This window comes from Micromonospora sp. IBSANI012 (genome assembly GCF_052814045.1).
Genome location: NZ_CP199933.1, coordinates 1,472,040 through 1,493,876 on the forward strand (window position 1 = coordinate 1,472,040; position 21,837 = coordinate 1,493,876).

Genomic DNA, 21,837 nt, shown 5'->3' on the forward strand with positions numbered 1-21,837 from the left:
GGAGAAGGGGATCCTGCGGTTGACCTCGATGGCGTCCACCCTGACACGGTAACGGCCGGTGGGGTCACCCCACCGGCCGTCACTGGCTGCCTCGGTCAGCGTGCGGTGCCCGGGGGCAGGTTGCCGTAGCTCTCGTCGTAGTAGCCGCCCAGCTTGTCCCGGTAGGCCGGGTCGCTGTGGCTGGTCTCGTCGTACTCCGGCGCGGCCTTGATCTCGTCCTTGCTGCGGTCGACGTAGACCTTGCGGTCGTCGTGGTCGACCTGGTTCACCATGCCGGCCGGCAGCATGACCTTCTTGCCGAAGATCCACGGCCCGGTGTCGACGACCAGGTAGCTGCCGCCGACCTCGTGACTCGCGCTGTCGATCTTGCCGATGCCGCCGTCGGTGGCCTCGACCTTGTAGCCGACCAGGTCGGCGTCGGCCACCCCGGCCTCGTCGCGGTAGCTCCACGGGTTGAAGGCGCCCGTGGGCGCACCCCCGGCGAAGGCTCCCTGACCGCCGTCGAGCACCGGCTCGGTGGTGCCGTGCGTGCTGTGCGGGTCGAGCCTGTCCATGGGTAACTCCTGTCCCGACTGTTTCCGTCGTTGTGGAGGGATCGTCTTCCGTGTCCACAAAACAGGTACCCCGACCGGACCCTTCTAACACCACGGGCCCCGCAACGCCGGTGGGCCGGCACCGCGATCGCGGCACCGGCCCACCGGGGCGTACCAGGTCAGGCCAGGGCGGCCTGCGCGTCGAGGGCCACCGCGGCGGCGTGCACGACGGCGGCGATGCGCAGCCCCTCGTGCACCTGCTCCCGGGTGAACCCGGCACCACGCAGCGCCTTCTCGTGCGACTCCAGGCAGACGCCGCAGCCGGTGATCGCCGAGACGGCGAGGCACCACAGCTCGAAGTCGCCCTTGTCGACGCCCGGCCGGGCGATGATCTGCATCCGCAGCCGGGCCGGCATCGAGGCGTACTGGTCGTCGCCGATCAGGTGCTTGGCGCGGTAGTAGACGTTGTTCATCGCCATGATGGTGGCGGCGCCCTTGGCGGCCTCGATCGCCTCCGGCGTGAGGTGGGCGGTCGCCTCGTCGGCGATCTCCTTCAGCACGACCGGGTTACGCGCCGCGACCGCGCAGGCCAGGGCGGTGCCCCAGGCCTGCTCCGGCTTGAGGGTCGAGGTGCCGACGGTCGAGCCGAGGTTGAGCTTGATGTCCTTGGCGTACTCGGGCAGAGCCGCCTTGACCGCGTCCAGACCCATCTCAGGCACCGGCGCCGGCGAGCAGCGCGTTGGCGTCCAGGGTCTCGCCGCCCTTGTTCCAGTTGCACGGGCAGAGCTCGTCGGTCTGCAGGGCGTCGAGCACCCGCAGCACCTCGGAGACGTTGCGGCCGACCGAGCCGGCGGTGACCATGGCGAACTGGATCTCGTTGTCCGGGTCGACGATGAAGGTGGCCCGCTGCGCCACGCCGTCCTCGCCGAGCACGCCGCAGTCGGCGGTCAGCTCGCGCTTGATGTCGCTGAGCATCGGGAAGGGCAGCTCGCGCAGGTCCGGGTGGTCCTTGCGCCAGGCGTAGTGGACGAACTCGTTGTCCACCGAGACGCCGAGCACCTGGGCGTCGCGGTCGGCGAACTCGCCGTTGAGGCGGCCGAACTCGGCGATCTCCGTCGGGCAGATGAAGGTGAAGTCCTTCGGCCAGAAGAAGACCACCCGCCACTTGCCCTCGTAGGACTTGTGGTTGATGGTCTCGAACGCCTTGTCGGCGTCCAGCGAGACGCAGGCGGTGAGTTCGTACTCAGGGAAGCGGTCACCGACAGTGAGCACGGGTCCTCCTTGGCAAGCGGTTGTCAACGGCGCGAGGCCGGTAACTGGATCGGTTCCAGATACTTCCGCAGCGTCGTTCGCGCCTGGTGGCGGCCGGGTGACTTGTGAAGTCAATCACGAGCGGCGGGTTCCGCCCCGATCGTGGTGATTGATCAGCCATCGGCCACCCTGAGTCACCGTCCCGAGATGTGGATTGTGCCTCCCAAAACCGGGGGTGGGGTGGCAGAGTGGCGATCGTGACCAGCACCGTCCTGATTATTGACAGCTAGCGCGCCGGCTTCCCCTCCGCCGAGCGCGCAGACCTCCCGCATCCGCGGGGGGTCTTTTTGTTGCTCCCCCGCCCGAGGTCCGTGAGGAAGGCACTCCCATGACGTTCCAGGTGTACGACACGACGCTGCGCGACGGTGCCCAGCGTGAGGGGCTCAGCTACTCGGTGGTCGACAAGCTGGCCGTGGCGCGGCTGCTCGACGAGTTCGGGGTGGGCTTCATCGAGGGCGGGTGGCCGGGCGCGGTGCCGAAGGACACCGAGTTCTTCCGCCGGGCGCGGACCGAGCTGGACCTGCGGCACGCCGTCCTGGTCGCCTTCGGCGCCACCCGCCGGGCCGGGGTGCCGGTGGCGGCCGACCCGCAGGTGCGCGGGCTGCTCGACGCCGAGACCCCGGCGGTCGCCCTGGTCGCCAAGGCCGACCTCCGCCACGTCGAGCGGGCGCTGCGCACCACCGGCCCGGAGAACCTGGCGATGATCCGCGACACCGTCGCCCACCTGGTCGCCGAGGGTCGCCGGGTCTTCGTCGACGGCGAGCACTTCTTCGACGGCTACCGGCACGACCCGGCGTACGGCACCGCGGTGGTGGAGACGGCGCTCGCCGCCGGCGCCGAGCGGTTCGTGCTCTGCGACACCAACGGCGGGATGCTGCCGTCCATGGTGACGGCCGCGATCGCCGACCTGACCGCGCGCACCGGCATCGCCCCGGAGCTGTTCGGCATGCACGCCCAGAACGACACCGCCTGCGCGGTGGCCAACACCGTCGCCGCCGTCGAGGCCGGGGTCCGCCACGTCCAGGGCACCGCCAACGGGTACGGCGAACGCCCCGGCAACGCCGACATCTTCGCGGTCGTCGCCAACCTCCAGCTCAAGCTCGGGCTGCCCGTCCTACCCGAGGGCTGCCTGGAGCAGATGGTGCGGGTCGCGCACGCCATCGCCGAGATCGCCAACATCGCCCCCGACACCCACCAGGCGTACGCCGGGGCCGCCGCCTTCGCCCACAAGGCCGGGCTGCACGCGAGCGCGATCAAGGTCGACCCGTTGCTCTACAACCACGTGGACCCGTCGGTGGTGGGCAACGACATGCGGATCCTGGTGACCGAGATGGCCGGCCGGGCCAGCGTCGAGCTCAAGAGCCGCGAGCTGGGCCTGGACCTGGCCGGCCATCCGGAGGCGCTGTCGAAGGTCACCAGCCGGGTCAAGGAGCTGGAGGCGGGCGGCTGGTCGTTCGAGGCGGCCGACGCCTCGTTCGAGCTGCTGGTCCGCTCGGAGTTGCCGGACGCCGCGCCGCCCCGGCCGTTCGCGCTGGAGTCCTACCGGGTGCTGGTCGAGCACCGCGAGGACGGCGCGGTGGTCTCCGAGGCGACCGTGAAGATCCGGGTACGCGGCGAGCGGGTGATCGCCACCGCCGAGGGGAACGGCCCGATCAACGCCCTCGACGAGGCGCTGCGGGTCGGCCTGTCCCGGCACTACCCGGAGCTGCGTGACTTCGAGCTGGCCGACTACAAGGTGCGCATCCTGGAGGGCAGCCACGGCACCGGCGCGGTGACCCGGGTGCTGGTGGAGACCGCCGACGGCCGCGGCCGCGACTGGACCACCGTCGGCGTGCACCCCAACGTGGTCGAGGCGAGCTGGCACGCCCTGGTCGACGCGCTCACCTACGGCCTGGACCGCGCCCGGGTCTGACCCGCCCGTCGGCGCGGTCGGGCCGGGGTCGGTGCCCGCCGGGGTCACGCCGTCGGCAGGCGCAGCTCGGCCAGCACCGCGCGGTGGTCGCTGCCGGGCACCGGGTGCACGGCGACGGACCGGACGGCGATCCGCCGGTCGACCAGCACGTGGTCGATGGTGACCGGTGGGATGAGGTCGCCGTCGTACGGGCCCCAGGTGCCGGCGAACCCCGCTCCGGCGGCGTCGGCCGCGTCGACGTACCCGGTGGCCAGCAGCGCGCGCAGCGGGGCGTGGTCGAGGGTGGCGTTGAAGTCGCCGGCGAGGATGCGCAGCGGCCCGTCCGGGGTGGCCGGGGGCTGCGCCCGCAGGTCGGTGAACCACTCGTCGACCACGCCGACCGCGTAGGGCGCGGCCGGGTGCGCCGACTCGACCCGCACCGGGGGCGCCCCCGGCACCGCCACGACGGCGTACGCCTGGCTGAACTGGAAGCCGGCGTTGCGCCGGAAGCCACCCTCGGCGAGCGGGAGCCGCGAGTAGAGGGCGGAGCCGGTGGTGCCCACCTCCGGGTTGAGCTGCCGGTGGGGCAGCAGCCCGGCCAGGCCCTGCCGGTCGAGCGCGGCGCGGGCCTCGGGGGTGAACTCCTGCACGGCCAGCAGGTCCACCCGGTGCCGGCGCACCAGGTCCACCACCGTCCGGGCGTCGGCACCGCCCTTGAGCAGGTTGGCGGTGAGCACCCGCAGCACCGGCCCGCCGGCCGCCGGCTGGTCGGCGGCGACCGCCCGGGGGACCACCGCGCCGAGCAGCGCCAGCGCCACCACCGCCGCGGCCACCGCCGGCCCGCGGCGCCGCAGGGCGAGCGCCAGCACCAGCGGGACCAGGCTCCAGGCCGCGACGTACGGGGTGAAGGCGACCGCCTGCACCAGCGGCCCGCGCTCCAGCCCGGCGAGGCGGACCAGCGCCCAGGCGGCACCGGGCACGACCGCCAGCCAGCAGAGCAGGGCGCGTAGCGGCGGCCGGGTTCGGGCTGGCAGCTCCGTGGTGATCATGAACGTCAGACTAGCGCTCGCGCTCGCGCCGCATGCCCCTCCAATCGTTTCATGAATGGTGCAGCCCTCGCCTCTCGCAATTAAGGAAACCATCCGGAGGGAATGCGGAGCGCCTTGATCGACTATTGACGCTCGGCTTTTTCCGGTGCTACCTTCCTCCTGGTTGTGGCGCGCCACAACACAGCGTAGTAATCCCAGCTCAAGCCGGGTAAGAACCGTTGAAGTGTCAACGTTTCAGGTGCGGTCGAAAGTGTATTGCTTTCGTCAACCCGGCTCGTCCGCAACAATCAATGGGCCCGCCTCAAATGCGGGTCGGCCGTATCACCACGGTCAGAAAAAGGGGAGACCTGTCATGACCACATTTTTCAGGCGCAAAGCGGCGCCGGTGGCGGTCGGCGTCCTGGCGCTCACCCTGGCCGGCGGGGGAATCGCCGCCGCCCAGCCGACGACCAAGGCCCCGGCCGAGGTCGGCCAGCCCGGCGTCCGGCAGCCCGGCGGCAACACCCAGCCGCCGGTCTCGGCCGCCGACGCGCGTGCGGCCAAGGCGGCGCTGCAGCAGGGCACCACCCTGGCCGCCCCGCCGGGAGCCGGTGCGGTCGCCTTCGCCGTCGTCGCCGCCAACGGGACGCTGCTCCACCACTCCGCCAACGTCGTCTCCACCACCAAGTACGGCCCGGGCCAGTACCAGGTGCTGCTCGACTACAACGTCGTGCTGAAGGCGCACTCGGCGACCATCGGCACGAACGACCCGGCCAACGTCCCACCCGGTGGCGAGGTTGCTGTCGCGCCGCGCTACCTGACGCCCAACGCGGTCTTCGTCCAGACCCGGACCTCCGGGGGCTCGGCGGCCGACCGCCCGTTCCACCTGGTCGTCGCCAACTGAGCGCCGCCCGCCACGGTGCCGGCCCTCACGTGGGGGTCGGCACCGTCTGGTGTGGAACGCGCCGTCGTCGCCCGCTAGCGAGGTAACGGGCGGCTCGTCCCGCTGCGGGTAGGAAAGGGCCTGCCAGGGGGTGATATTCCGACGTTTGCCCGCCCGGTACCCCGGGAAGCAAGCACCGTGACGGACATCTCGGACACCCTGGCCAGCCTGCCCAGCCCGGCCGATCCTGACGCGGCGGCCACCGAGCTGGAACAGATCCTCTTCGAGGTCAGGCGCGTGATCGTCGGGCAGGATCGGCTCGTCGAGCGCCTGCTCACCGCACTGATCGCCGACGGTCACTGCCTGCTGGAGGGCGTACCCGGCGTGGCGAAGACCCTCGCCGCGCAGACCCTCGCCACCGTCGTCGGCGGCACCTTCTCCCGGATCCAGTTCACCCCCGACCTGGTCCCCTCCGACATCGTCGGCACCCGCATCTACCGGGCGTCGAAGGAGAGCTTCGACGTCGAGCTGGGCCCGATCATGGCCAACCTGGTGCTGGCCGACGAGATCAACCGGGCCCCGGCCAAGGTGCAGTCCGCCCTGCTGGAGGCGATGGCCGAGCGCCAGGTCTCCATCGGTGGCCGGAGCTGGCCGGTGCCGGAGCCGTTCCTGGTGCTCGCGACCCAGAACCCGATCGAGTCCGAGGGGGTCTACCAGCTCCCCGAGGCGCAGCGCGACCGGTTCCTCATGAAGATCGTCGTGGGCTACCCGAGCGACGCCGACGAGCTGGCCATCCTCTACCGGATGAGCACCGACCGGCCCCGCGCCCACCGGGTGCTCGACCCGGGCCGGCTGCGCGGGCTGCAACAGCGCGCCGAGCACATCTTCGTGCACCACGCGCTCGCCGAGTACGTCGTCCGCCTCATCCTCGCCACCCGCGACCCGGGCCGCTTCGGGCTGCCGGAGATCGCCCCGATGCTGGCGTACGGGGCGAGCCCCCGGGCCACCCTCGGCCTGGTCGCCGCGGCCCGCGCCCAGGCGCTGCTGCGGGGCCGGGACTACGTGCTGCCGGAGGACGTCCGCGATCTCGCCGTGGACGTGCTGGCCCACCGGCTGGTGCTCTCCTTCGACGCGGTCGCCGACGGGGTCTCGCCCGAGTCGCTGGTGCACCGGCTGGTGCAGGCGGTGCCCCCGCCCGTGCTGGCCACCGGGCAGCCCGAGCACGTCGCCGACCTGGCTGCCGCATGAGGCGCCGCACCGCGCCGGCGCCCGCCGGACCGGGCCTGGCCGACCTCGCCGGCGATCAGCGGCTGCGCCGGTTGGAACTGACCGTCACCCGTCGGCTGGACGGGCTGCTCCAGGGCCAGCACCGGGGTCTGCTGCCGGGGCCGGGCAGCGAGATCGCCGGCAGCCGGGAGTACCGCCCCGGCGAGGACGAGGTGCGCCGGATGGACTGGGCGGTGACCGCCCGCACCACCGTGCCGCACGTCCGCGAGGTCGACGCCGACCGGGAACTGAGCACCTGGCTGCTGGTGGACGCCAGCCCCAGCATGGAGTTCGGCACCGCCGAACTGGACAAGCGGGAGCTGTCGGTGGCCGCCGTCGCGGCGATCGGCTTCCTCACCGCCGGCACCGGCAACCGGCTCGGCGCGCAGCTGCTCACCCCGACCGGGCTGCGCCGCTTCCCGGCCCGCAGCGGCCGTACCCATCTGCTGGGCGTGCTCCGCACGCTGCTGGCCGCGCCGCGTACCGGTGACCACGACGAGCGGACGGAACCGCCCGACCCACCCGACCTGGCGGAGGCACTCGCGGCCGTGCAGCGGGTCGCCACCCGGCGCGGCCTGGTCGTGGTGGTCTCCGACTTCCTCGACGGCCTGCCGGAGGACCACGACGAGCCCACCGGATGGGAGCCGGCGCTGCGCCGCCTCGCCGCCCGGCACCAGGTGCTCGCGGTCGAGATCACCGACCCGCGCGAGCTGGAACTGCCCGACGTCGGCCTGATCACGCTCGCGTGCCCGGAGACCGGCCGGCGGCGGGAGGTCTGGACCGGCGACGAGGCGCTGCGCCGGCGCTACGCCACCGCGGCGGCCGCCCAGCGCGAGCAGGTACGCCGGGCGCTGCGCCGGTCCGGCGCCACCCACCTGCCGCTGCGCACCGACCGGGACTGGACCGCCGACGTGGTACGGCACGTGCACGCGCAGCGCCGCCTGGCCGCCGCGCCGGCCGCCAGGCGGGGAGGTGTCGCGTGACCTGGCAGTCGCCCGCCCGGCTCCTGCTGCTGCTCGGCGTGTTCGCGCTGGCCGGCGGCTACCTGCTCGCCCAGCGCCGACGCAGCCGGTACGCGGTGCGCTTCACCAACCTCCGGCTGCTCGACCGGGTCGCGCCGACCCGGCCCGCCTGGCGGCGGCACGTGCCGGCCGGTCTCTTCCTGGCCATGCTGGCGCTGCTGGTGGTGGGCTTCGCCCGGCCGACGGCCGAGGTGCGGGTGCCCCGCGAACGGGCCACCGTCATGGTCGCCGTCGACGTCTCCACCTCGATGCTCGCCACCGACGTGGAACCGGACCGGCTCGCCGCCGCCAAGCACGCGGCCCGGCGGTTCGTCGACGGCCTGCCCGACGAGTTCAACGTCGGGCTGGTCGCGTTCGCCGGCAGCGCGGCGGTGGTGGTGCCGCCCGGCACCGACCGGGAGGCGTTGCACGAGGGGATCGACCGGCTCGCCGAGGGCATCACCGGGGTGCAGGGCACCGCGATCGGCGAGGCGATCAGCGCCTCGCTCGGCGCGGTCAAGAGCCTGGACGCGACGGCGGCGAAGCAGCCACCGCCGGCCCGGGTCATCCTGCTCTCCGACGGGGCGAACACCTCGGGCATGGACCCGATGGAGGCCGCCGCGGCGGCCGTGGCGGCCAAGGTGCCGGTCCACACCATCTCCTTCGGCACCCCGGGCGGGTTCGTCGACCGGGGCGGCCGACCGATCCAGGTGCCGGTCGACGGGCAGACCCTCAAGGCGGTGGCCGAGGACACCGGAGGTGGCTTCCACGCCGCCGGCAGCAGCGAGGAACTGCGCGACGTCTACGAGGACATCGGCTCGTCGGTCGGCTACCGCACCGAACGCCAGGACATCTCCGCCCGCTTCATCGGCCTCGGGCTGGTGTTCGCGATGGGTGCCGCGGCCGGATCGATGCGGTGGTTCTCCCGCCTGCCCTGAGCCCGCCGAAGCGACAGTGAGGAGCGCACGCATGGCAGTGCAGACCGGACTGGGCGAGCCCCGGGGACCGTGGTTCGTCTCGCCCGAGCTGGGGCCGGACGGGCGGCCCCGGTGGGACGTACCGGGGGCGGGGGAGGACCCGTCGCGGCGCCGCTGGCGCGGTCGGCTGCTGACGGCGGCGGCGGTGGTCGCGCTCTCCACCGTCTCCGGCGCGGCGGCCGGTGGCTGGGTGGCCGGCCGGGACGGCGGCGCGGGGCCCTCGGCGGCGTCCGCCGCGCCGGTGCCGGCCGAGCTGGTGACCGCGGCGCAGAAGACCGTGCCGGGCGTGGTGTCGGTGATGGTCGGCGGCGGCGCCGCCAGTTCGGCGTCCGGCTCCGGGTTCGCCATCGACAACCAGCAGCACATCATCACCAACGACCACATCCTGGCCAAGGGCGGTGGCGGCGAGGTGACCGTGGAGCTCTCCGACGGCCGGCGCTACGCCGCCGAGGTGGTCGGCCGGGAGCCGGGCAGCGACCTGGCGGTGCTCCGGGTGCCGGCGGTGGCCGGGCTGGCGCCGCTGCCGCTGGCCAAGCCGCGCTCCACCAAGGTCGGTGAGCCGGTACTGGCGGTCGGTTCGCCGCTCGGCCTGGCCGGAACGGTCACCGCCGGCATCGTCAGCGCCCTCGACCGCCAGGTACGCCTCGGCACCACCCGGCGCAGCGCGGTGCAGACCGACGCCTCGATCAACCCGGGCAACTCGGGAGGGCCGCTGGTCAACGCCCGGGGTGAGGTGGTCGGGGTGAACACCGCGATCGCCACCATCGACGGCAACGGCTCGATCGGCATCGGGTTCGCCATCCCGATCGAGCAGGTGCAGCAGACCGCCGACACCATCATCGGCAAAGGCGGCTGAGTCGGGCGTGCCCGGGACGCGGCGGTCGTAACGGTAAAACTGTCGGATTCCTGGCGAGGAACCATCGGGCCATAGAAATATCACGCTGAGTATGGATACTGGCGTGGGTGGAGCTTCCTCTCATAGCGGTCCTGCTGGCGGTGGGACTCTTCATCGGATGGGGCGTGGGCGTGCAGTACGCCCGGGCCAAGCGCGGCTGGACCGACTACAAGGCCGCCAAGAACGCGGTGCCGGGCGCCCGGAAGACAGCGTGGCTGCTGGTCCGGGCCGTCACCACCAAGGTCGGCGTCATCGCGCTGCTGCTCGTCGGGGCGGTCGCGTACGCCGCCGTCGGCTCTGACCACGAGCGGGCGGATCCGGCGCCCAGCCCGTCGCCGAGCTCGTCCGCCACCCACGGTGCCCCGAAGGGGCGCTAGCCTCGGGGCGTGGACGACGGACTGCGGGTGACCGACCGGTGGAGCGTGCCCGCCGCCGAACTGCGGGAACGGTTCTCCCGCTCGTCCGGGCCGGGCGGGCAGGGGGTCAACACCGCCGACTCCCGGGTGGAGCTGAGCTTCGACCTGGCCGCCTCGCCCAGCCTGCCGCCGGCGCTGCGGGCGCGGGCGCTGGAACGGCTGGCCGGCCGCCTGGTCGACGGGGTGGTGACCATCGCCGCCAGCGAGCACCGCGCCCAGCTCGCCAACCGGGAGGCGGCCCGGGAGCGGCTGATCGCGCTGCTGCGCGAGGCCGTCGCGCCGCCGCCACCGCCCCGACGGCCGACCCGCCCGTCGCGCGGTGCCAAGGAACGCCGGCTGGCGGAGAAGAAGCGCCAGTCGCAACGCAAGCGGGACCGCCGGGTCGACGGCGACTGAGCGGGAAATCCGGTGTGCTCGCGCGGGAGCGGTGCCTAGGCTGCCAGCATGTCCACCGACACCCTCGTCACGCTGCACGGTCGTTCGCTGCTCGCCTGCGCCCCCGACGGACCCCGGCTGTGCGGGGGCGGCGACGCGCTGGACGTGATCGGCGAGGCGCTCGGCCACGGGGCGGAGCTGGTGGTGCTGCCGGTACGGCGGCTCGCCGACGAGTTCTTCACGCTGCGCACCGGGGTGGCCGGTGAGCTGGTGCAGAAGTTCGTCAACTACCGGCTGCCGGTGGTGGTGGTCGGCGACATCTCCGCGCACGTCGCGCGCAGCACCGCCCTGCGGGACTTCGTCACCGAGTCCAACCGCGGTCGCCAGCTCTGGTTCGTCGAGACGATGGCGGAGCTGGAGGATCGGCTGCGCCCGGCGGCGTGAACCGGCCGGCGCCCGACTGAATGGCGGGAGGGCGTTGAGCCGCGCCCGGCCGGTGCCGGCGGGTCACTGCCGCACGGCCTCCCGCATCGGGGCGGCGCCGAGCGTCTCCGCCACGATCAGGGCCAGGCAGGCCGCCACCAGCAGCGCCAGGGCGAGCAGCGGCCCGACCCCGGCGGTCAGCGGGATCAGCGCCAGCAGCACCAGGGTGGCGGCCGCCCGGATCCGCCGCAGTCCACCGGTGAGCCGCCACCAGAAGAGCTGGTCGGCCAGGAGGAAGAGCACCACGCCGCCGAAGAGGGCGAGGTGCGCGGGCCACCGCAGGGGCGGGGTGGCCGTCAGCAGGCCGTGGGTGCCCAGCACCGACATGGTCGTGCGCAGCCCGAGGGAGACCAGCACGATGCCGGTGATCATCGGCAGGTGCAGGTAGCCGTAGCCGATCCGGGCCAGTGTCGTCCGCCGCGCTCCGTCGGCCCGCTCGAGGGCGTGCTCCCCGGCCGTCGAGTCGACGTTGAAGTACCACCACCAGAGCGCGGCCAGCAGCGCGGTGCCGAGCGCCGTGGCCACCACGATGCGCAGCGAGATCGGCGTGTACATCACCGCCGCGCCCATCGAGATGACCGCCTCGCCGAGCGCGATGATGACGATCAGGCTGTACCGGTCCGCGCAGTGTGACGCGGACGGGATCCGCCAGGGCGGGGGGAGCAGCGCCACCCCGGCGGACAGGTCGATCGCGATGGCGAGCAGCCAGAGGCCCGCGCGGACGGGGCTGAGCAGCCGGACGTCCCCGACCGGCTCGGGGATCAGCGCGGCGGCGATCAGGAGGGCCAGCGCGGTGAGGGTCGGCACGGCCATCGGCAGCACCCGGCCGCGCAGCGCCGGTTCGGCGCGGGTGACCGCCCAGAACGACCCGAGGTGCAACAGCCGGATCACCGTGTAGCAGCCGACGAAGAGCACCGGGCCGGAGAGACCGCCGACCGCGTCGTTGAACGCCTGCGGAATCGCGATCGTGATGACCGCGGTCACCGCGACGGCCAGCAGCATCACTCCCCGCACGGCGGGGGTCTCGGCCCGCACCGTGTTGGACAGCCAGGCGTACGCCGCCCAGGCCCACCACAGCACGATGAGCACCAGCAGCCCGTGCAGCAGTCCCCGCCACGTCGGGTCCTCCGCCATCACGGCGGCCACCTGGAGGAACGCGTACACGAAGACGAGGTCGAAGAAGAGCTCCTTCGGGGTGACCCCCGGCGGTTCCCGGCCGGCCGGCCCCAGCGCCGCGTGCAGGCGCCGGTGCTTGTGCCGGAAGACCGTCACGTCGCTGAGCGCCATCGCCGCGGTCGCGGCGGCGACCAGCGCCAGCTTGGCCAGCACCGGGGCGCCGGCCGCCAGGGGCGCGGCGGCCACCACCAGCGCGACGCCGAGGATCGGGGACCGGCCGAGCAGGCGCAGGGTACGCAGCTCGAACGCGATCAGCCCGGCCAGGTAGAGGAGCACGCCCCCGTAGAGGGCGGCCAGCCCGAGAATCGGCGACTTGTCCGACGGCACCCGCAGCTCGCCCAGCACGTACTTCAGGCCGAGCGACACCAGGATCAGGCCGCCGACCATCGGCAGGTGCAGATAGCTGTACGCGTCCCGGGCGAGCCGGGTCCGCCGGGGGCCCGTGACGTCGTGCAGTGCCTGTTCGGCGGCGAACCGGGCCACGTCGAAGTAGGTCCACCACAGGGTGCCGACCAGCATCACGCTCAGCAGCACGCCGGCGATCACCGGCCAGGTGAGCGGTTGGGCGATGGCGGCGCCCTGGCTCAGGCCCACCGACAGGATGGTCTCGCCGAATGCGATGAGGATGATCAGGCCGTGCCGCTCGGCCCAGTAGGTGATCGAACGGATCCGCCAGCTGCCCACGCCGACCAGCGCGAAGCCGACGTACTCGACCAGGACGGCGGCCCCCACCAGCGCGAATCGGATCCACTCCCGGGCGGTGTCGTCGGCCGTGCCGGTCGGCACCAGGGCCGCGGCCAGCAGCAGCACGATCCCGGCGCCGGCGGGCAGCCAGACCCGACGGAACTGCTGCCGCGACCCCGGGTCGGACCAGCGGGCCCAACTGCCCAGCGCCAGGCCGCCGCCCTGCACCAGGGCGTAGCCGACGGCGAAGACGAGCGGCCCGGACAGGCCGCCCGGCTGGTCGCCGAACGCCTCCCGCACGGTCAGGCTCATCACCAGCAGGGTCGCGCTGACCCCGAAGATCAACCCCGGCACGAAACCGCGGTCCAGCCGGACCGTGCTGCCGAGCCAGGCGTACCGGGCCCAGCACCACCAGAGCAGCACCAGGATGAGCAGGCCACGGGGCACGCCGGCGGGGTTGAACTGCTCGGAGATGACCCCGGTGACGTTCAGGAAGGCGTACACGAAGACCAGGTCGACGAAGAGCTCCAAGCGGCTGACGCCGTGACCCTCGCCCGCGAGCTCGATCCGCCCGAAGCCGCCCACCCCATCACTGTGTCAACCGGTGACGGTCCGTGCGGCCGATCCGCCGGCCGGTGGCCCGATCTGGTCGTGGCGATCCCGCGCAGCGGGCGGACCGGAGGCGGTCAGGCGACGGCGTCGAGGGCGGTCAGCAGACGGGAGCGCAGCACGGCGGCCCGCTCGGCGAAGCCGCGCTGGGCGGCGGCGTACTCGGCCCGGCCCTCCGGGGTCTCCACCCGCACCGGCGGATAGCCGAGCGCGGCCAGGTCGTACGGGCTGGCCCGCATGTCCAGCGTTCGGATCTCCCTGGCCAGCGCGAAGCAGTCCGCCACCAGTTCGGAGGCGACCAGCGGCGAGAGCTTGTACGACCACTTGTAGAGGTCCATGTTGGCGTGCAGGCAGCCGGGCTGCTCCAGCGCGTGCTGGCTCTCCCGGGTCGGGCTGAGCAGGTTCAGCGGCCGGGCCGGCGCGGTGAAGAACCGGTACGCGTCGAAGTGGCTGCACCGTACGCCCCGCTCCTCGACCACCGCGGCGGTGCGCTCCGGACTCAGCCGCAGCGGCCAGGAGTTGTGCCGGACCTCCTCCTGGGTCTGCCGGTAGACCATCGCCCACTCGTGCATGCCGAAGCAGCCGAGATGCGCCGGCCGGCCGGCGGTCGCGGCCAGCAGGTCGCGGATCCAGGCGATCGACTCGGCGCGCCGGGCGCGTACCCGATCGGTGTCGAGGGTGACCCCGGCGGCGTCGGCGCGGTAGTCCGGGCCGAACTCGGCCGGCCCCGCGTCGCGCAGCAGCACCCCCGCGCCAGGGTGCCAGCGGCGCAGCTGGGCCGGCCGGTGCGAGTAGTAGGTGAAGAGGAAGTCCTCGACCGGGTGCCGGCCGCCGCTGCGGCGGCGGGCCAGGTGCGGCGCCAGCCACGCGTCGACCCGGGCGACGTGCGCGGCCCGGCGGGCCTGCCACTCGGCCGCGTCGAGGGCGGCGGGTGCGAGGGCGGCGGTCACGGACCCAAGGGTACGACCGCCGCCCGGCCGCCGGTCAGGGCACGTCCACCCGGATCCCGGCGGAGAAGACCCCGCTGCGCAGCTCCAGCTGCTTCGGCTTCTGCGCCCCGTTGACCGTGAACACCAGCGGCAGCACCACCCGGTTGCCGGCCGCGACCGGCTGGGCGAAGACGTCCCGGCCCAGGTTCGCCAGCCGGGTGGCCGGCTCGTCGGTGCTGACCCAGTTGCCTCCGGGCAGGTAGGCGCGCTGGAGTTGGCCGTGCCACACCTGCTGCTCGGGCGTGAGGTTGCGCACCCCGACGGTCGCGTTGCACCGGCGGCCCGTCCCGCCGGCCGTCTCGCAGGCCACCCGGTAGACGGTGAACTCGAACGCGTTCTCACGCAGCGGCACGCCGACGCTGCCGGTGGCGCCGCGACCCATCCAGGCGCCGCTGGTCGGCTGCTTGGTGGTGTCGATCGCGGCGACCCGCTGGGTGGCCGTCCACGCGGCGGCGAAGACCACCCCGGCCAGGATCGCCGCGGCCACGCCGACGATCATCCAGACCGGTGGCTTCCGCCGTCGCCCCGACCCGCCCGGGGCGGCCGGGCGCGGGTAGACGGTGCCACCGCCGGGCGCGGCGGCGCCGCCCGCGTACGTGGGATTGCCGACGACCGCCGGGGCCGCGCCGGTCGGCTCGACGCCGCTGCGCCGCCGCCGGGCCCGCTGCCCCCACCAGAGGCCGCCGCCGGCGATCACCAGCAGCGCGGCCAGCGCCGCCGCCAGGATCGGCGGCCGCCGCCAGGCCGGGGCCGCCTCCTCCACCCGGGTCGTCGGTGGCGCCGCGGCCTGCCAGGTCGCGGTCGCGCAGTCGTACGGCCGGTTGCCGTCGCTGGTGAACGCGCAGGCCGGCGCGGTCACCGCGGTGCCCGGCGGGGTCGCCGCCAGGGCGGTGTCCAGCGTCGTCGTGCTGCGGGCGGGCAGCCGGAGCCGCCAGGTCACCTCCGCCGTGCCGTTCCCGGCGGACCGGATGGCCCGACCGCCCGCACTGACCGCGGTCGGCGACGCGCCGGCGGGCAGCTCCTGCCGCACCGTGGTGTCGAGCGGGAAGACGCTGTCGTTGCGCAGTTGGATCCGGTAGCCCGGCACCGGCGTCCCGGCCGGTGCCACCGTCACGGTGACCGGCTGGGCCGGTCGGGGTGAACCCGGATTGGCGGTGGTGGCCATCCCCGGCGCCGGCATCCCCGGGGGCACCGGGATCACGGCTCCGGTCGCCGCCGCCCCGGGCGCCGCCGGCGGCGGGTGCCCCGCCGGCTGAGGGGTGGCCATCGGCGTCGCCGGCCCCGTGGGCAGGGGTGTGGCGGCCGGGCCGGTGGGCGTGGCCGTGGCCGTGGCCGGCGGGCTGGCCGGCGTGGTGACCGCCGGTGCCGCTTCGGCCCTGGTCGTGGGCGTCGCCGTCGGCAGCGCCGGCACGGCGGCGAGGATGCCCAGGCCGTTCACAAACACGGCGAGGGCCCTGTGGTGTCGTCTCGATGCAGGCATACGAACGAACCTCCGGAGCCGACGGTAGGGGCGCGGACACTCCGCCCGGGTACGAAGTGCCGAAGCCCGCCCCGATCGCCGGCCGATCGCCTACCCTGCGCCGATGCCGCCGCGGCCTCCGGCGTCGACGGGGTGCCACCACGTGGGCGGGAGCTAGATTGGCCAGGTGCGTATCGCTCGTTTTGCTCATGCCAAGGGAATGTCGTTCGGGGTCGTCGAGGGCGAGCCGGGGGTGGGCCCGGAGGGCCTGACCATCGCCGAGATCGAGGGCCACCCGTTCGGTCAGGTCACCTTCTCCGGCGCCCGCTGGGCGCTCTCCGACGTCCGACTGCTCTCGCCGATCCTGCCCAGCAAGGTGGTCTGTGTCGGTCGCAACTACGCCGAGCACGCCGCCGAGCACGGCAGCGAGGTGCCGAAGGAGCCGCTGCTCTTCCTGAAGCCGTCCACGTCGGTGATCGGCCCGCGGGACGCCATCCGGCTGCCCATCTTCTCCAAGCAGGTCGAGCACGAGGCGGAGCTGGCCGTGGTGATCGGCGCCCCGGGCGCCCGCCGCGCCGACCGGGCCGCCGCGGCGAAGGCCATCTTCGGCTACACCTGCGCCAACGACGTGACGGCGCGGGACCTCCAGCGCTCGGACGGGCAGTGGACCCGGGCCAAGGGCTTCGACTCGTTCTGCCCCATCGGCCCCTGGATCACCACCGGACTGGACGTCTCCGACCTGGAGATCCGGTGCGAAGTGGGTCGTAACTCGGACGAGATGGAGGTACGCCAGCTCGGCCGGACGAAGGACATGGTCTTCGACGTACCGGCCCTGGTGTCCTACATCTCGCACGTGATGACGCTGCTGCCCGGCGACGTGGTGCTGACCGGCACGCCGGCGGGGGTTAGCCCGCTCACGGAGGGGGATACGGTCACCGTGCGGATCGAGGGGATCGGCGAGCTCACCAATCCGGTGGTGCCGGTCGCCTGACGCGTCCGACGCCCCGTTTTCGCAGCTCACAGGCGTTTCGGGGGGTTGGATTTGGCCTGCCGGCGCGGGGAGGGTAAAGTTCACTCCCGGCGCCGCAAGGGGCCAATGGGGTATGGGGTAATTGGCAGCCCGACTGATTCTGGTTCAGTTAGTCTAGGTTCGAGTCCTGGTACCCCAGCGCAACCGCGGATTCGCGAGAATCCCGGACGCTGGATTCTGGCGGAGTTCCGCTCCGTCCCTCCCGAGGGACGGCAGATGATCTCTGATAGAGTGCAGCTTCCCCACCCGCGCGGGTGGGGAAGCAGGTGAAGTTCTGGCCCCGTCGTCTAGCGGCCCAGGACGCCGCCCTCTCAAGGCGGTAGCGCCGGTTCGAATCCGGTCGGGGCTACAGTGCTGGCAGCCCGTTCCACCTCGGTGGGGCGGGCTGTTTCGTGTTCCCGGCTCCTCGTCTTTCCGGCTTTCCGGAGCCGCCGGACCCCGTCGTCGTCGGACGCTGGTGGTGCCGCTAGACTACAGCCGCACCGCCCACCAGGGCGGTGAAGCAGGAAAAGTGCCTGGCCCCGTCGTCTAGCGGCCCAGGACGCCGCCCTCTCAAGGCGGTAGCGCCGGTTCGAATCCGGTCGGGGCTACATCGCCGAACGGCCCGTCTCGCGACAGCGAGGCGGGCCGTTCGCCTTTCCCGGCAGCGGCCCCGGCCGGGTGCGTGCCTGCGGTGGACCGACGCTCGAAGCCGCCTTCAGGAAGCGTCGGCCGGGTGCCGGCGGGCGGAGGTCCGGTGAGTCAGGTGCCGGAGGCTGCGGCTCAGCGAGTGCCGGCCCGCCCGGTCGTGTCGCGGAGGCGGCGGCCCGGCGAGCGATTGGTTCCGTGGAGTCGGCCCGCCGACCGGGAGCCACAGGCGTGCCGCAGACGCTGTAGAGCTGATGTCGTAGCCGAATCACCGGTGGGGCGCCGGCGGCCCTCGGCAGTCCATCCCACCCGTGATTCGTTCACGACATCAGCTCCACAGCGAGCGACCCCTGCCCCGACCGGCCGACCAGATCGGTCGAGGTCGCCCCCCGCCGCCGACCTCGGTGATCAAGAGGTTTGCGTCCGCCGGAGCCGGCTGCGGACGCAAACCTCTTGGTCAACTTTCAGCCCAGGTGGGCCGGGGCGGGCCGGGCAGGGTGGGCCGGGGTGGGCCGGTCAAAGGCCGGGCCAGGTGCGGTGTGGCGAGGCCGGTGCGGGGTCGGGGGAGGGACGGGGGTCAGAGGCCGGAGAGGCGCTGGCCGGCTCGGACCACGGCCATGGCGTGGCGTTCGCCGGGGCGGCGGCCCAGGCGCTCGATGGGGCCGGAGATGCTGATCGCGGCGATCACCCGGCCGGTGCGGTCGCGGATCGGGGCCGAGACGCTCGCCACACCCGCCTCCCGCTCGGCGACGCTCTGCGCCCAGCCACGGCGGCGTACCTCGGCGAGGGTGCGGCCGGTGAACTTGGCGCGGGGCAGCAGCGGCATGACCGCCTCCGGGGGCTCCCAGGCGAGCAGGATCTGCGCCGCGGAACCGGCCGTCATCGGCAGCACCGAGCCGACCGGCACGGTGTCCCGCAGGCCGCTGGCCCGCTCGGCGGCGGCCACGCAGACCCGCTCGTCGGCGCGGCGCAGGTAGAGCTGGGCGCTCTCCCCGGTGGCGTCGCGCAGCGCGGCCAGCAGCGGCTCGGCGGCGGTCAGCAGCACGTCGGGGGCGGCGTTGGCCAGCTCGCCGAGCCGGGGCCCCGGACGCCAGCGCCCCTGGGTGTCCCGGACCAGCATGCGGTGGATCTCCAGCGCCTGCGCCAGCCGGTGCGCGGTGGCCCGGGGCAGCTTGGTGCGTTCAACGAGTTCGGCCAGGCTGGCGCCGTCGACACAGGCGGCCAGGATGACCACCGCCTTGTCGAGGACGCCGACACCGCTCATACTGTGTCCCACAAGCCGAAACTTACCTCCCAGAATTTAGGATGTCCAGATGGTGGGAGTCACTCGACCGAGGACCCTGGCCGAGAAGGTCTGGGACGCGCACGTGGTACGGACCGCCGAGGGTGAACCGGACCTGCTCTACATCGACCTGCACCTCTTGCACGAGGTGACCAGCCCGCAGGCGTTCGACGGGCTGCGCCTGGCCGGTCGTCCGGTTCGCCGTCCCGATCTCACGCTCGCGACCGAGGACCACAACACCCCGACCGGGTACGACGACCCGAGCTTCCGGTCCCGTCGCGGTGACCTGCTCACCATCGCGGACCCCACCTCGCGTACGCAGATCGAGACGTTGCGCCGCAACTGCGCCGAGTTCGGGGTGCGGCTGCACCCGCTCGGCGACGAGAACCAGGGCATCGTGCACGTGATCGGCCCCCAGCTGGGCGTCACCCAGCCCGGCATGACCATCGTCTGTGGCGACTCGCACACCGCCACCCACGGCGCCTTCGGTGCGCTCGCCTTCGGTATCGGCACCAGTGAGGTCGAGCACGTGCTGGCCACCCAGACGCTGCCGCAGGCCCGCCCGCGCACCATGGCGGTCACGGTGACCGGCCAGCTCGGCCCCGGCGTCACCGCCAAGGACCTGGTCCTCGCGCTGATCGCCCAGGTGGGCACCGGCGGCGGGCGCGGCCACATCGTGGAGTACCGGGGCGAGGCGATCCGCGCGCTGTCCATGGAGGGGCGGATGACCGTCGCCAACATGTCCATCGAGTGGGGCGCCAAGGCCGGCCTGATCGCGCCGGACGAGACCACGTTCGCGTACCTCAAGGGGCGGCCGCACGCCCCCGAGGGCGCCGACTGGGACGCGGCGGTGGCCTACTGGCGGACCCTGCCCACCGACGAGGGCGCGACCTTCGACGCCGAGGTGACCCTCGACGCCAGCCGGATCACCCCGTTCGTCACCTGGGGCACCAACCCGGGGCAGGGCGCGCCGCTCGGCTCGGCCGTGCCGGCCCCGGAGGACTTCGGCACCGACGCGGAGCGGACCGCCGCCCACCGGGCGCTGGAGTACATGGCGCTGACCCCGGGCACCCCGCTGCGCGACCTCGCGGTCGACGTGGTCTTCGTCGGCTCCTGCACCAACGGCCGGCTGGAGGACCTCCGCGCCGCCGCCGACGTGCTGCGCGGGCGCAAGGTCGCCGACGGCGTACGCATGCTCGTGGTGCCCGGTTCCGCGGCCGTGCGGGAGGCGGCCGAGGTGGAGGGGCTGGACAAGGTCTTTGCCGACGCGGGCGCCGAGTGGCGTTTCGCCGGCTGCTCCATGTGCCTCGGGATGAACCCCGACACCCTGAAGCCCGGCGAGCGCTCGGCCTCGACCTCCAACCGCAACTTCGAGGGCCGCCAGGGCCGGGGAGGGCGCACCCACCTGGTGTCCCCGCCGGTCGCCGCCGCCACCGCCGTGGTCGGCCGGCTCGCCGCCCCCGCCGACCTGTAGAAGGGCAGCCGAGATGGACAAGTTCACCACCCACACCGGCACCGCCGTGCCGTTGCGCCGGTCCAACGTGGACACCGATCAGATCATCCCGGCCGTGTACCTCAAGCGGGTGACCCGGACCGGTTTCGCGGACGGACTCTTCAGTGCGTGGCGGGAAGATCCGGCATTCGTGCTCAACGATCAAACCCATTCTGGAGCGTCGATTCTCGTGGCCGGTCCGGAGTTCGGCACCGGATCATCGCGCGAGCACGCCGTCTGGGCGCTGCGCGACTGGGGCTTCCGCGCGGTGATCTCGCCGCGATTCGGTGACATCTTCCGGGGCAACGCGCTCAAGGAAGGCCTCCTTCCGGTGGAGCTGGAATTGAAAGCCGTCGAGGAGATCTGGGACCGGGTCGAGTCCGATCCGACCACCGAGGTCACCGTCGACCTGGTCGCCCGTGAGGTCCGGGTCGGCCCGGCGAGCTGGTCGTTCCCGCTGGACGACCACAGCCGCTGGCGGCTGATGGAAGGCTTGGATGACATTGGACTCACCCTCCGGCACGCCGCCGAGATCAGCGCGTACGAGGCGTCCCGGCCGTCGTTCAAGCCCGCCGTGGCATAGCCGTACGCCCGACCGCTCATCGGTTTTCGCCCCCACCGGTCCGCCCGGTGGGGGCGAATCCGTTACGACACAAGGGCTTTTTTCCACCGAATGTTTGTGTCCCGGCAGCACAGGGCATACCGTGCGCGCAGAATGGCTCGCGTCGAGTCAGTTGCACAATCGGGAGGAAGTCGTGAACAAGGCCGAGCTCATCGAGGCGCTCGCCGCTCGCCTGGGGGACCGGAAGACGGCGACGGCGGCGCTCGACGCGGTCATCGCCGAGGTCCAGGGGGCGGTAACCAAGGGCGAGAAGGTGGCGATCACCGGATTCGGAGCTTTCGAAAAGCGCGTCCGTGGCGCCCGAACAGCGCGCAACCCGCGTACCGGTGAGGCGGTGAAGGTCAAGAAGACATCCGTGCCGACCTTCCGCGCCGGCGCCGGTTTCAAGGAGATGGTGGCCAGCGGCAAGGTGCCGAAGGCCGCCGCGCCGGCGAAGAAGACCACCGCGGCCGCCGCCAAGGCCGCCGGCGCGAAGGCGACGGGGGCCAAGGCGACCGGCGCCAAGGCCGCCGCCGCGAAGAAGACGACCGCCACGGCGGCCAAGAAGACCGCCGCGGCCAAGGCCGCCACCACCAAGAAGGCCGCACCGGCGAAGAAGGCCGCCGCGGTCACCAAGACCGCCGCGGCCAAGAAGGCCGCGCCGGCGAAGAAGGCTCCGGCGAAGAAGGCCGCGCCGGCGAAGAAGACCACCGCCGCCAAGAGCACGGCGGCCAAGAAGACCACGGCGAAGAAGGCTCCGGCGAAGAAGACCGCCGCCCGGCGCTGACCTGCGCACGTACGCCCGTGAGGGGCGCCCACCGCACGGTGG

The 21,837-nt window shown here is 73.2% G+C and carries 21 protein-coding genes and 3 tRNA genes; 16 read left to right on the forward strand and 8 right to left on the reverse strand.

Features of this window, described 5'->3' with window-relative positions:
* Window positions 1-95 precede the first annotated feature (95 nt).
* The 3 genes from ACTWM8_RS06960 to ACTWM8_RS06970 form a co-directional block, all read right to left on the reverse strand.
* Window positions 96-554: a PRC-barrel domain-containing protein gene (locus tag ACTWM8_RS06960; protein ID WP_446213092.1), complete on the reverse strand. Its 459-nt coding sequence runs from the start codon at window positions 552-554 to the stop codon at window positions 96-98.
* Window positions 555-712: 158 nt separating this feature from the next.
* On the reverse strand, window positions 713-1,243 hold the full coding sequence (locus ACTWM8_RS06965; RefSeq protein WP_154943340.1) for a carboxymuconolactone decarboxylase family protein: 531 nt from the start codon (window positions 1,241-1,243) through the stop codon (window positions 713-715).
* A gap of 1 nt (window position 1,244) precedes the next feature.
* A complete protein-coding gene (locus tag ACTWM8_RS06970) occupies window positions 1,245-1,805 on the reverse strand; it encodes a peroxiredoxin (protein WP_238450507.1) in 561 nt (186 codons plus the stop codon).
* A gap of 367 nt (window positions 1,806-2,172) precedes the next feature.
* On the opposite strand from ACTWM8_RS06970, the gene cimA reads away from it, so the two are divergent.
* Window positions 2,173-3,756: a citramalate synthase gene (gene cimA, locus ACTWM8_RS06975; protein ID WP_446213093.1), complete on the forward strand. Its 1,584-nt coding sequence runs from the start codon at window positions 2,173-2,175 to the stop codon at window positions 3,754-3,756.
* 44 nt (window positions 3,757-3,800) lie between these two features.
* Here the strand turns inward: cimA and ACTWM8_RS06980 are convergent, their stop codons facing one another.
* Window positions 3,801-4,784 carry an endonuclease/exonuclease/phosphatase family protein gene (locus ACTWM8_RS06980; RefSeq protein ID WP_446213094.1) on the reverse strand — a complete coding sequence of 328 codons (984 nt, stop codon included), beginning with the start codon at window positions 4,782-4,784 and terminating at the stop codon, window positions 3,801-3,803.
* Between the two features lie 352 nt (window positions 4,785-5,136).
* Between ACTWM8_RS06980 and ACTWM8_RS06985 the strand changes: the two genes are divergently transcribed.
* The 8 genes from ACTWM8_RS06985 (at window position 5,137) to ACTWM8_RS07020 (ending at window position 11,020) form a co-directional block, all read left to right on the forward strand.
* Complete coding sequence (locus ACTWM8_RS06985; protein WP_446213095.1) at window positions 5,137-5,667, forward strand: hypothetical protein; 531 nt, start codon at window positions 5,137-5,139, stop codon at window positions 5,665-5,667.
* A 177-nt stretch (window positions 5,668-5,844) separates the two neighbouring features.
* Complete coding sequence (locus ACTWM8_RS06990) at window positions 5,845-6,894, forward strand: AAA family ATPase (protein WP_446213096.1); 1,050 nt, start codon at window positions 5,845-5,847, stop codon at window positions 6,892-6,894.
* Entirely contained in the window at window positions 6,891-7,895 is a 1,005-nt protein-coding gene (locus tag ACTWM8_RS06995; RefSeq protein WP_446213097.1) for a DUF58 domain-containing protein, read from the forward strand. Before ACTWM8_RS06990 ends, ACTWM8_RS06995 begins: the two co-directional genes overlap by 4 nt.
* Complete coding sequence (locus ACTWM8_RS07000; RefSeq protein WP_377611348.1) at window positions 7,892-8,851, forward strand: VWA domain-containing protein; 960 nt, start codon at window positions 7,892-7,894, stop codon at window positions 8,849-8,851. The genes ACTWM8_RS06995 and ACTWM8_RS07000 overlap by 4 nt, the downstream gene beginning before the upstream one ends.
* A 31-nt stretch (window positions 8,852-8,882) precedes the next feature.
* Window positions 8,883-9,746 carry a S1C family serine protease gene (locus ACTWM8_RS07005; RefSeq protein WP_446213098.1) on the forward strand — a complete coding sequence of 288 codons (864 nt, stop codon included), beginning with the start codon at window positions 8,883-8,885 and terminating at the stop codon, window positions 9,744-9,746.
* Between the two features lie 107 nt (window positions 9,747-9,853).
* Complete coding sequence (locus ACTWM8_RS07010) at window positions 9,854-10,162, forward strand: hypothetical protein (protein WP_446213099.1); 309 nt, start codon at window positions 9,854-9,856, stop codon at window positions 10,160-10,162.
* A gap of 9 nt (window positions 10,163-10,171) precedes the next feature.
* Entirely contained in the window at window positions 10,172-10,597 is a 426-nt protein-coding gene (gene arfB, locus ACTWM8_RS07015; RefSeq protein ID WP_446213100.1) for an alternative ribosome rescue aminoacyl-tRNA hydrolase ArfB, read from the forward strand.
* A gap of 48 nt (window positions 10,598-10,645) precedes the next feature.
* Window positions 10,646-11,020, forward strand: coding sequence for a DUF4180 domain-containing protein (locus tag ACTWM8_RS07020; RefSeq protein ID WP_446213101.1), 375 nt, complete (start codon window positions 10,646-10,648; stop codon window positions 11,018-11,020).
* Window positions 11,021-11,083: 63 nt separating this feature from the next.
* On the opposite strand, the gene ACTWM8_RS07025 is transcribed toward ACTWM8_RS07020, so the two are convergent.
* The 3 genes from ACTWM8_RS07025 to ACTWM8_RS07035 all read right to left on the reverse strand — a co-directional run bounded on the left by ACTWM8_RS07025 (window position 11,084) and on the right by ACTWM8_RS07035 (window position 15,997).
* Entirely contained in the window at window positions 11,084-13,504 is a 2,421-nt protein-coding gene (locus ACTWM8_RS07025; protein WP_446213102.1) for a low temperature requirement protein A, read from the reverse strand.
* Window positions 13,505-13,605: 101 nt separating this feature from the next.
* Complete coding sequence (locus ACTWM8_RS07030) at window positions 13,606-14,478, reverse strand: 3-methyladenine DNA glycosylase (protein ID WP_446213103.1); 873 nt, start codon at window positions 14,476-14,478, stop codon at window positions 13,606-13,608.
* 34 nt (window positions 14,479-14,512) lie between these two features.
* Window positions 14,513-15,997 carry a hypothetical protein gene (locus ACTWM8_RS07035; RefSeq protein WP_446213104.1) on the reverse strand — a complete coding sequence of 495 codons (1,485 nt, stop codon included), beginning with the start codon at window positions 15,995-15,997 and terminating at the stop codon, window positions 14,513-14,515.
* A 166-nt stretch (window positions 15,998-16,163) separates the two neighbouring features.
* Between ACTWM8_RS07035 and ACTWM8_RS07040 the strand changes: the two genes are divergently transcribed.
* The 4 genes from ACTWM8_RS07040 (at window position 16,164) to ACTWM8_RS07055 (ending at window position 17,596) form a co-directional block, all read left to right on the forward strand.
* A complete protein-coding gene (locus tag ACTWM8_RS07040) occupies window positions 16,164-16,967 on the forward strand; it encodes a fumarylacetoacetate hydrolase family protein (RefSeq protein ID WP_446213105.1) in 804 nt (267 codons plus the stop codon).
* A 106-nt stretch (window positions 16,968-17,073) separates the two neighbouring features.
* A tRNA-Gln gene (locus ACTWM8_RS07045) sits at window positions 17,074-17,145 on the forward strand.
* A gap of 137 nt (window positions 17,146-17,282) precedes the next feature.
* Window positions 17,283-17,355 (forward strand) — tRNA-Glu (locus tag ACTWM8_RS07050).
* A 168-nt stretch (window positions 17,356-17,523) separates the two neighbouring features.
* Window positions 17,524-17,596: transfer RNA gene (locus ACTWM8_RS07055), tRNA-Glu, on the forward strand.
* A 614-nt stretch (window positions 17,597-18,210) separates the two neighbouring features.
* Here the strand turns inward: ACTWM8_RS07055 and ACTWM8_RS07060 are convergent.
* Complete coding sequence (locus ACTWM8_RS07060) at window positions 18,211-18,897, reverse strand: IclR family transcriptional regulator (RefSeq protein WP_088963553.1); 687 nt, start codon at window positions 18,895-18,897, stop codon at window positions 18,211-18,213.
* 49 nt (window positions 18,898-18,946) lie between these two features.
* On the opposite strand from ACTWM8_RS07060, the gene leuC reads away from it, so the two are divergent.
* From leuC to ACTWM8_RS07075, 3 genes are all read left to right on the forward strand, one after another.
* Window positions 18,947-20,389 carry a 3-isopropylmalate dehydratase large subunit gene (gene leuC, locus ACTWM8_RS07065; RefSeq protein WP_446213106.1) on the forward strand — a complete coding sequence of 481 codons (1,443 nt, stop codon included), beginning with the start codon at window positions 18,947-18,949 and terminating at the stop codon, window positions 20,387-20,389.
* A gap of 13 nt (window positions 20,390-20,402) precedes the next feature.
* Complete coding sequence (gene leuD / locus ACTWM8_RS07070; RefSeq protein WP_446213107.1) at window positions 20,403-20,990, forward strand: 3-isopropylmalate dehydratase small subunit; 588 nt, start codon at window positions 20,403-20,405, stop codon at window positions 20,988-20,990.
* 172 nt (window positions 20,991-21,162) lie between these two features.
* Entirely contained in the window at window positions 21,163-21,795 is a 633-nt protein-coding gene (locus ACTWM8_RS07075; protein WP_446213108.1) for an HU family DNA-binding protein, read from the forward strand.
* Window positions 21,796-21,837 lie beyond the last annotated feature (42 nt).

Coding starts and splice junctions, on each gene's coding strand:
- ACTWM8_RS06960 (WP_446213092.1), bottom strand. CDS start 554: ATGGACAGGCTCGACCCGCACAGCACGCACGGCACCACCGAGCCGGTG.
- ACTWM8_RS06965 (WP_154943340.1), bottom strand. CDS start 1,243: ATGGGTCTGGACGCGGTCAAGGCGGCTCTGCCCGAGTACGCCAAGGAC.
- cimA (WP_446213093.1), top strand. CDS start 2,173: ATGACGTTCCAGGTGTACGACACGACGCTGCGCGACGGTGCCCAGCGT.
- ACTWM8_RS06980 (WP_446213094.1), bottom strand. CDS start 4,784: ATGATCACCACGGAGCTGCCAGCCCGAACCCGGCCGCCGCTACGCGCC.
- ACTWM8_RS06985 (WP_446213095.1), top strand. CDS start 5,137: ATGACCACATTTTTCAGGCGCAAAGCGGCGCCGGTGGCGGTCGGCGTC.
- ACTWM8_RS06995 (WP_446213097.1), top strand. CDS start 6,891: ATGAGGCGCCGCACCGCGCCGGCGCCCGCCGGACCGGGCCTGGCCGAC.
- ACTWM8_RS07005 (WP_446213098.1), top strand. CDS start 8,883: ATGGCAGTGCAGACCGGACTGGGCGAGCCCCGGGGACCGTGGTTCGTC.
- ACTWM8_RS07020 (WP_446213101.1), top strand. CDS start 10,646: ATGTCCACCGACACCCTCGTCACGCTGCACGGTCGTTCGCTGCTCGCC.
- ACTWM8_RS07035 (WP_446213104.1), bottom strand. CDS start 15,997: ATGCCTGCATCGAGACGACACCACAGGGCCCTCGCCGTGTTTGTGAAC.
- ACTWM8_RS07060 (WP_088963553.1), bottom strand. CDS start 18,897: ATGAGCGGTGTCGGCGTCCTCGACAAGGCGGTGGTCATCCTGGCCGCC.
- leuC (WP_446213106.1), top strand. CDS start 18,947: ATGGTGGGAGTCACTCGACCGAGGACCCTGGCCGAGAAGGTCTGGGAC.
- leuD (WP_446213107.1), top strand. CDS start 20,403: ATGGACAAGTTCACCACCCACACCGGCACCGCCGTGCCGTTGCGCCGG.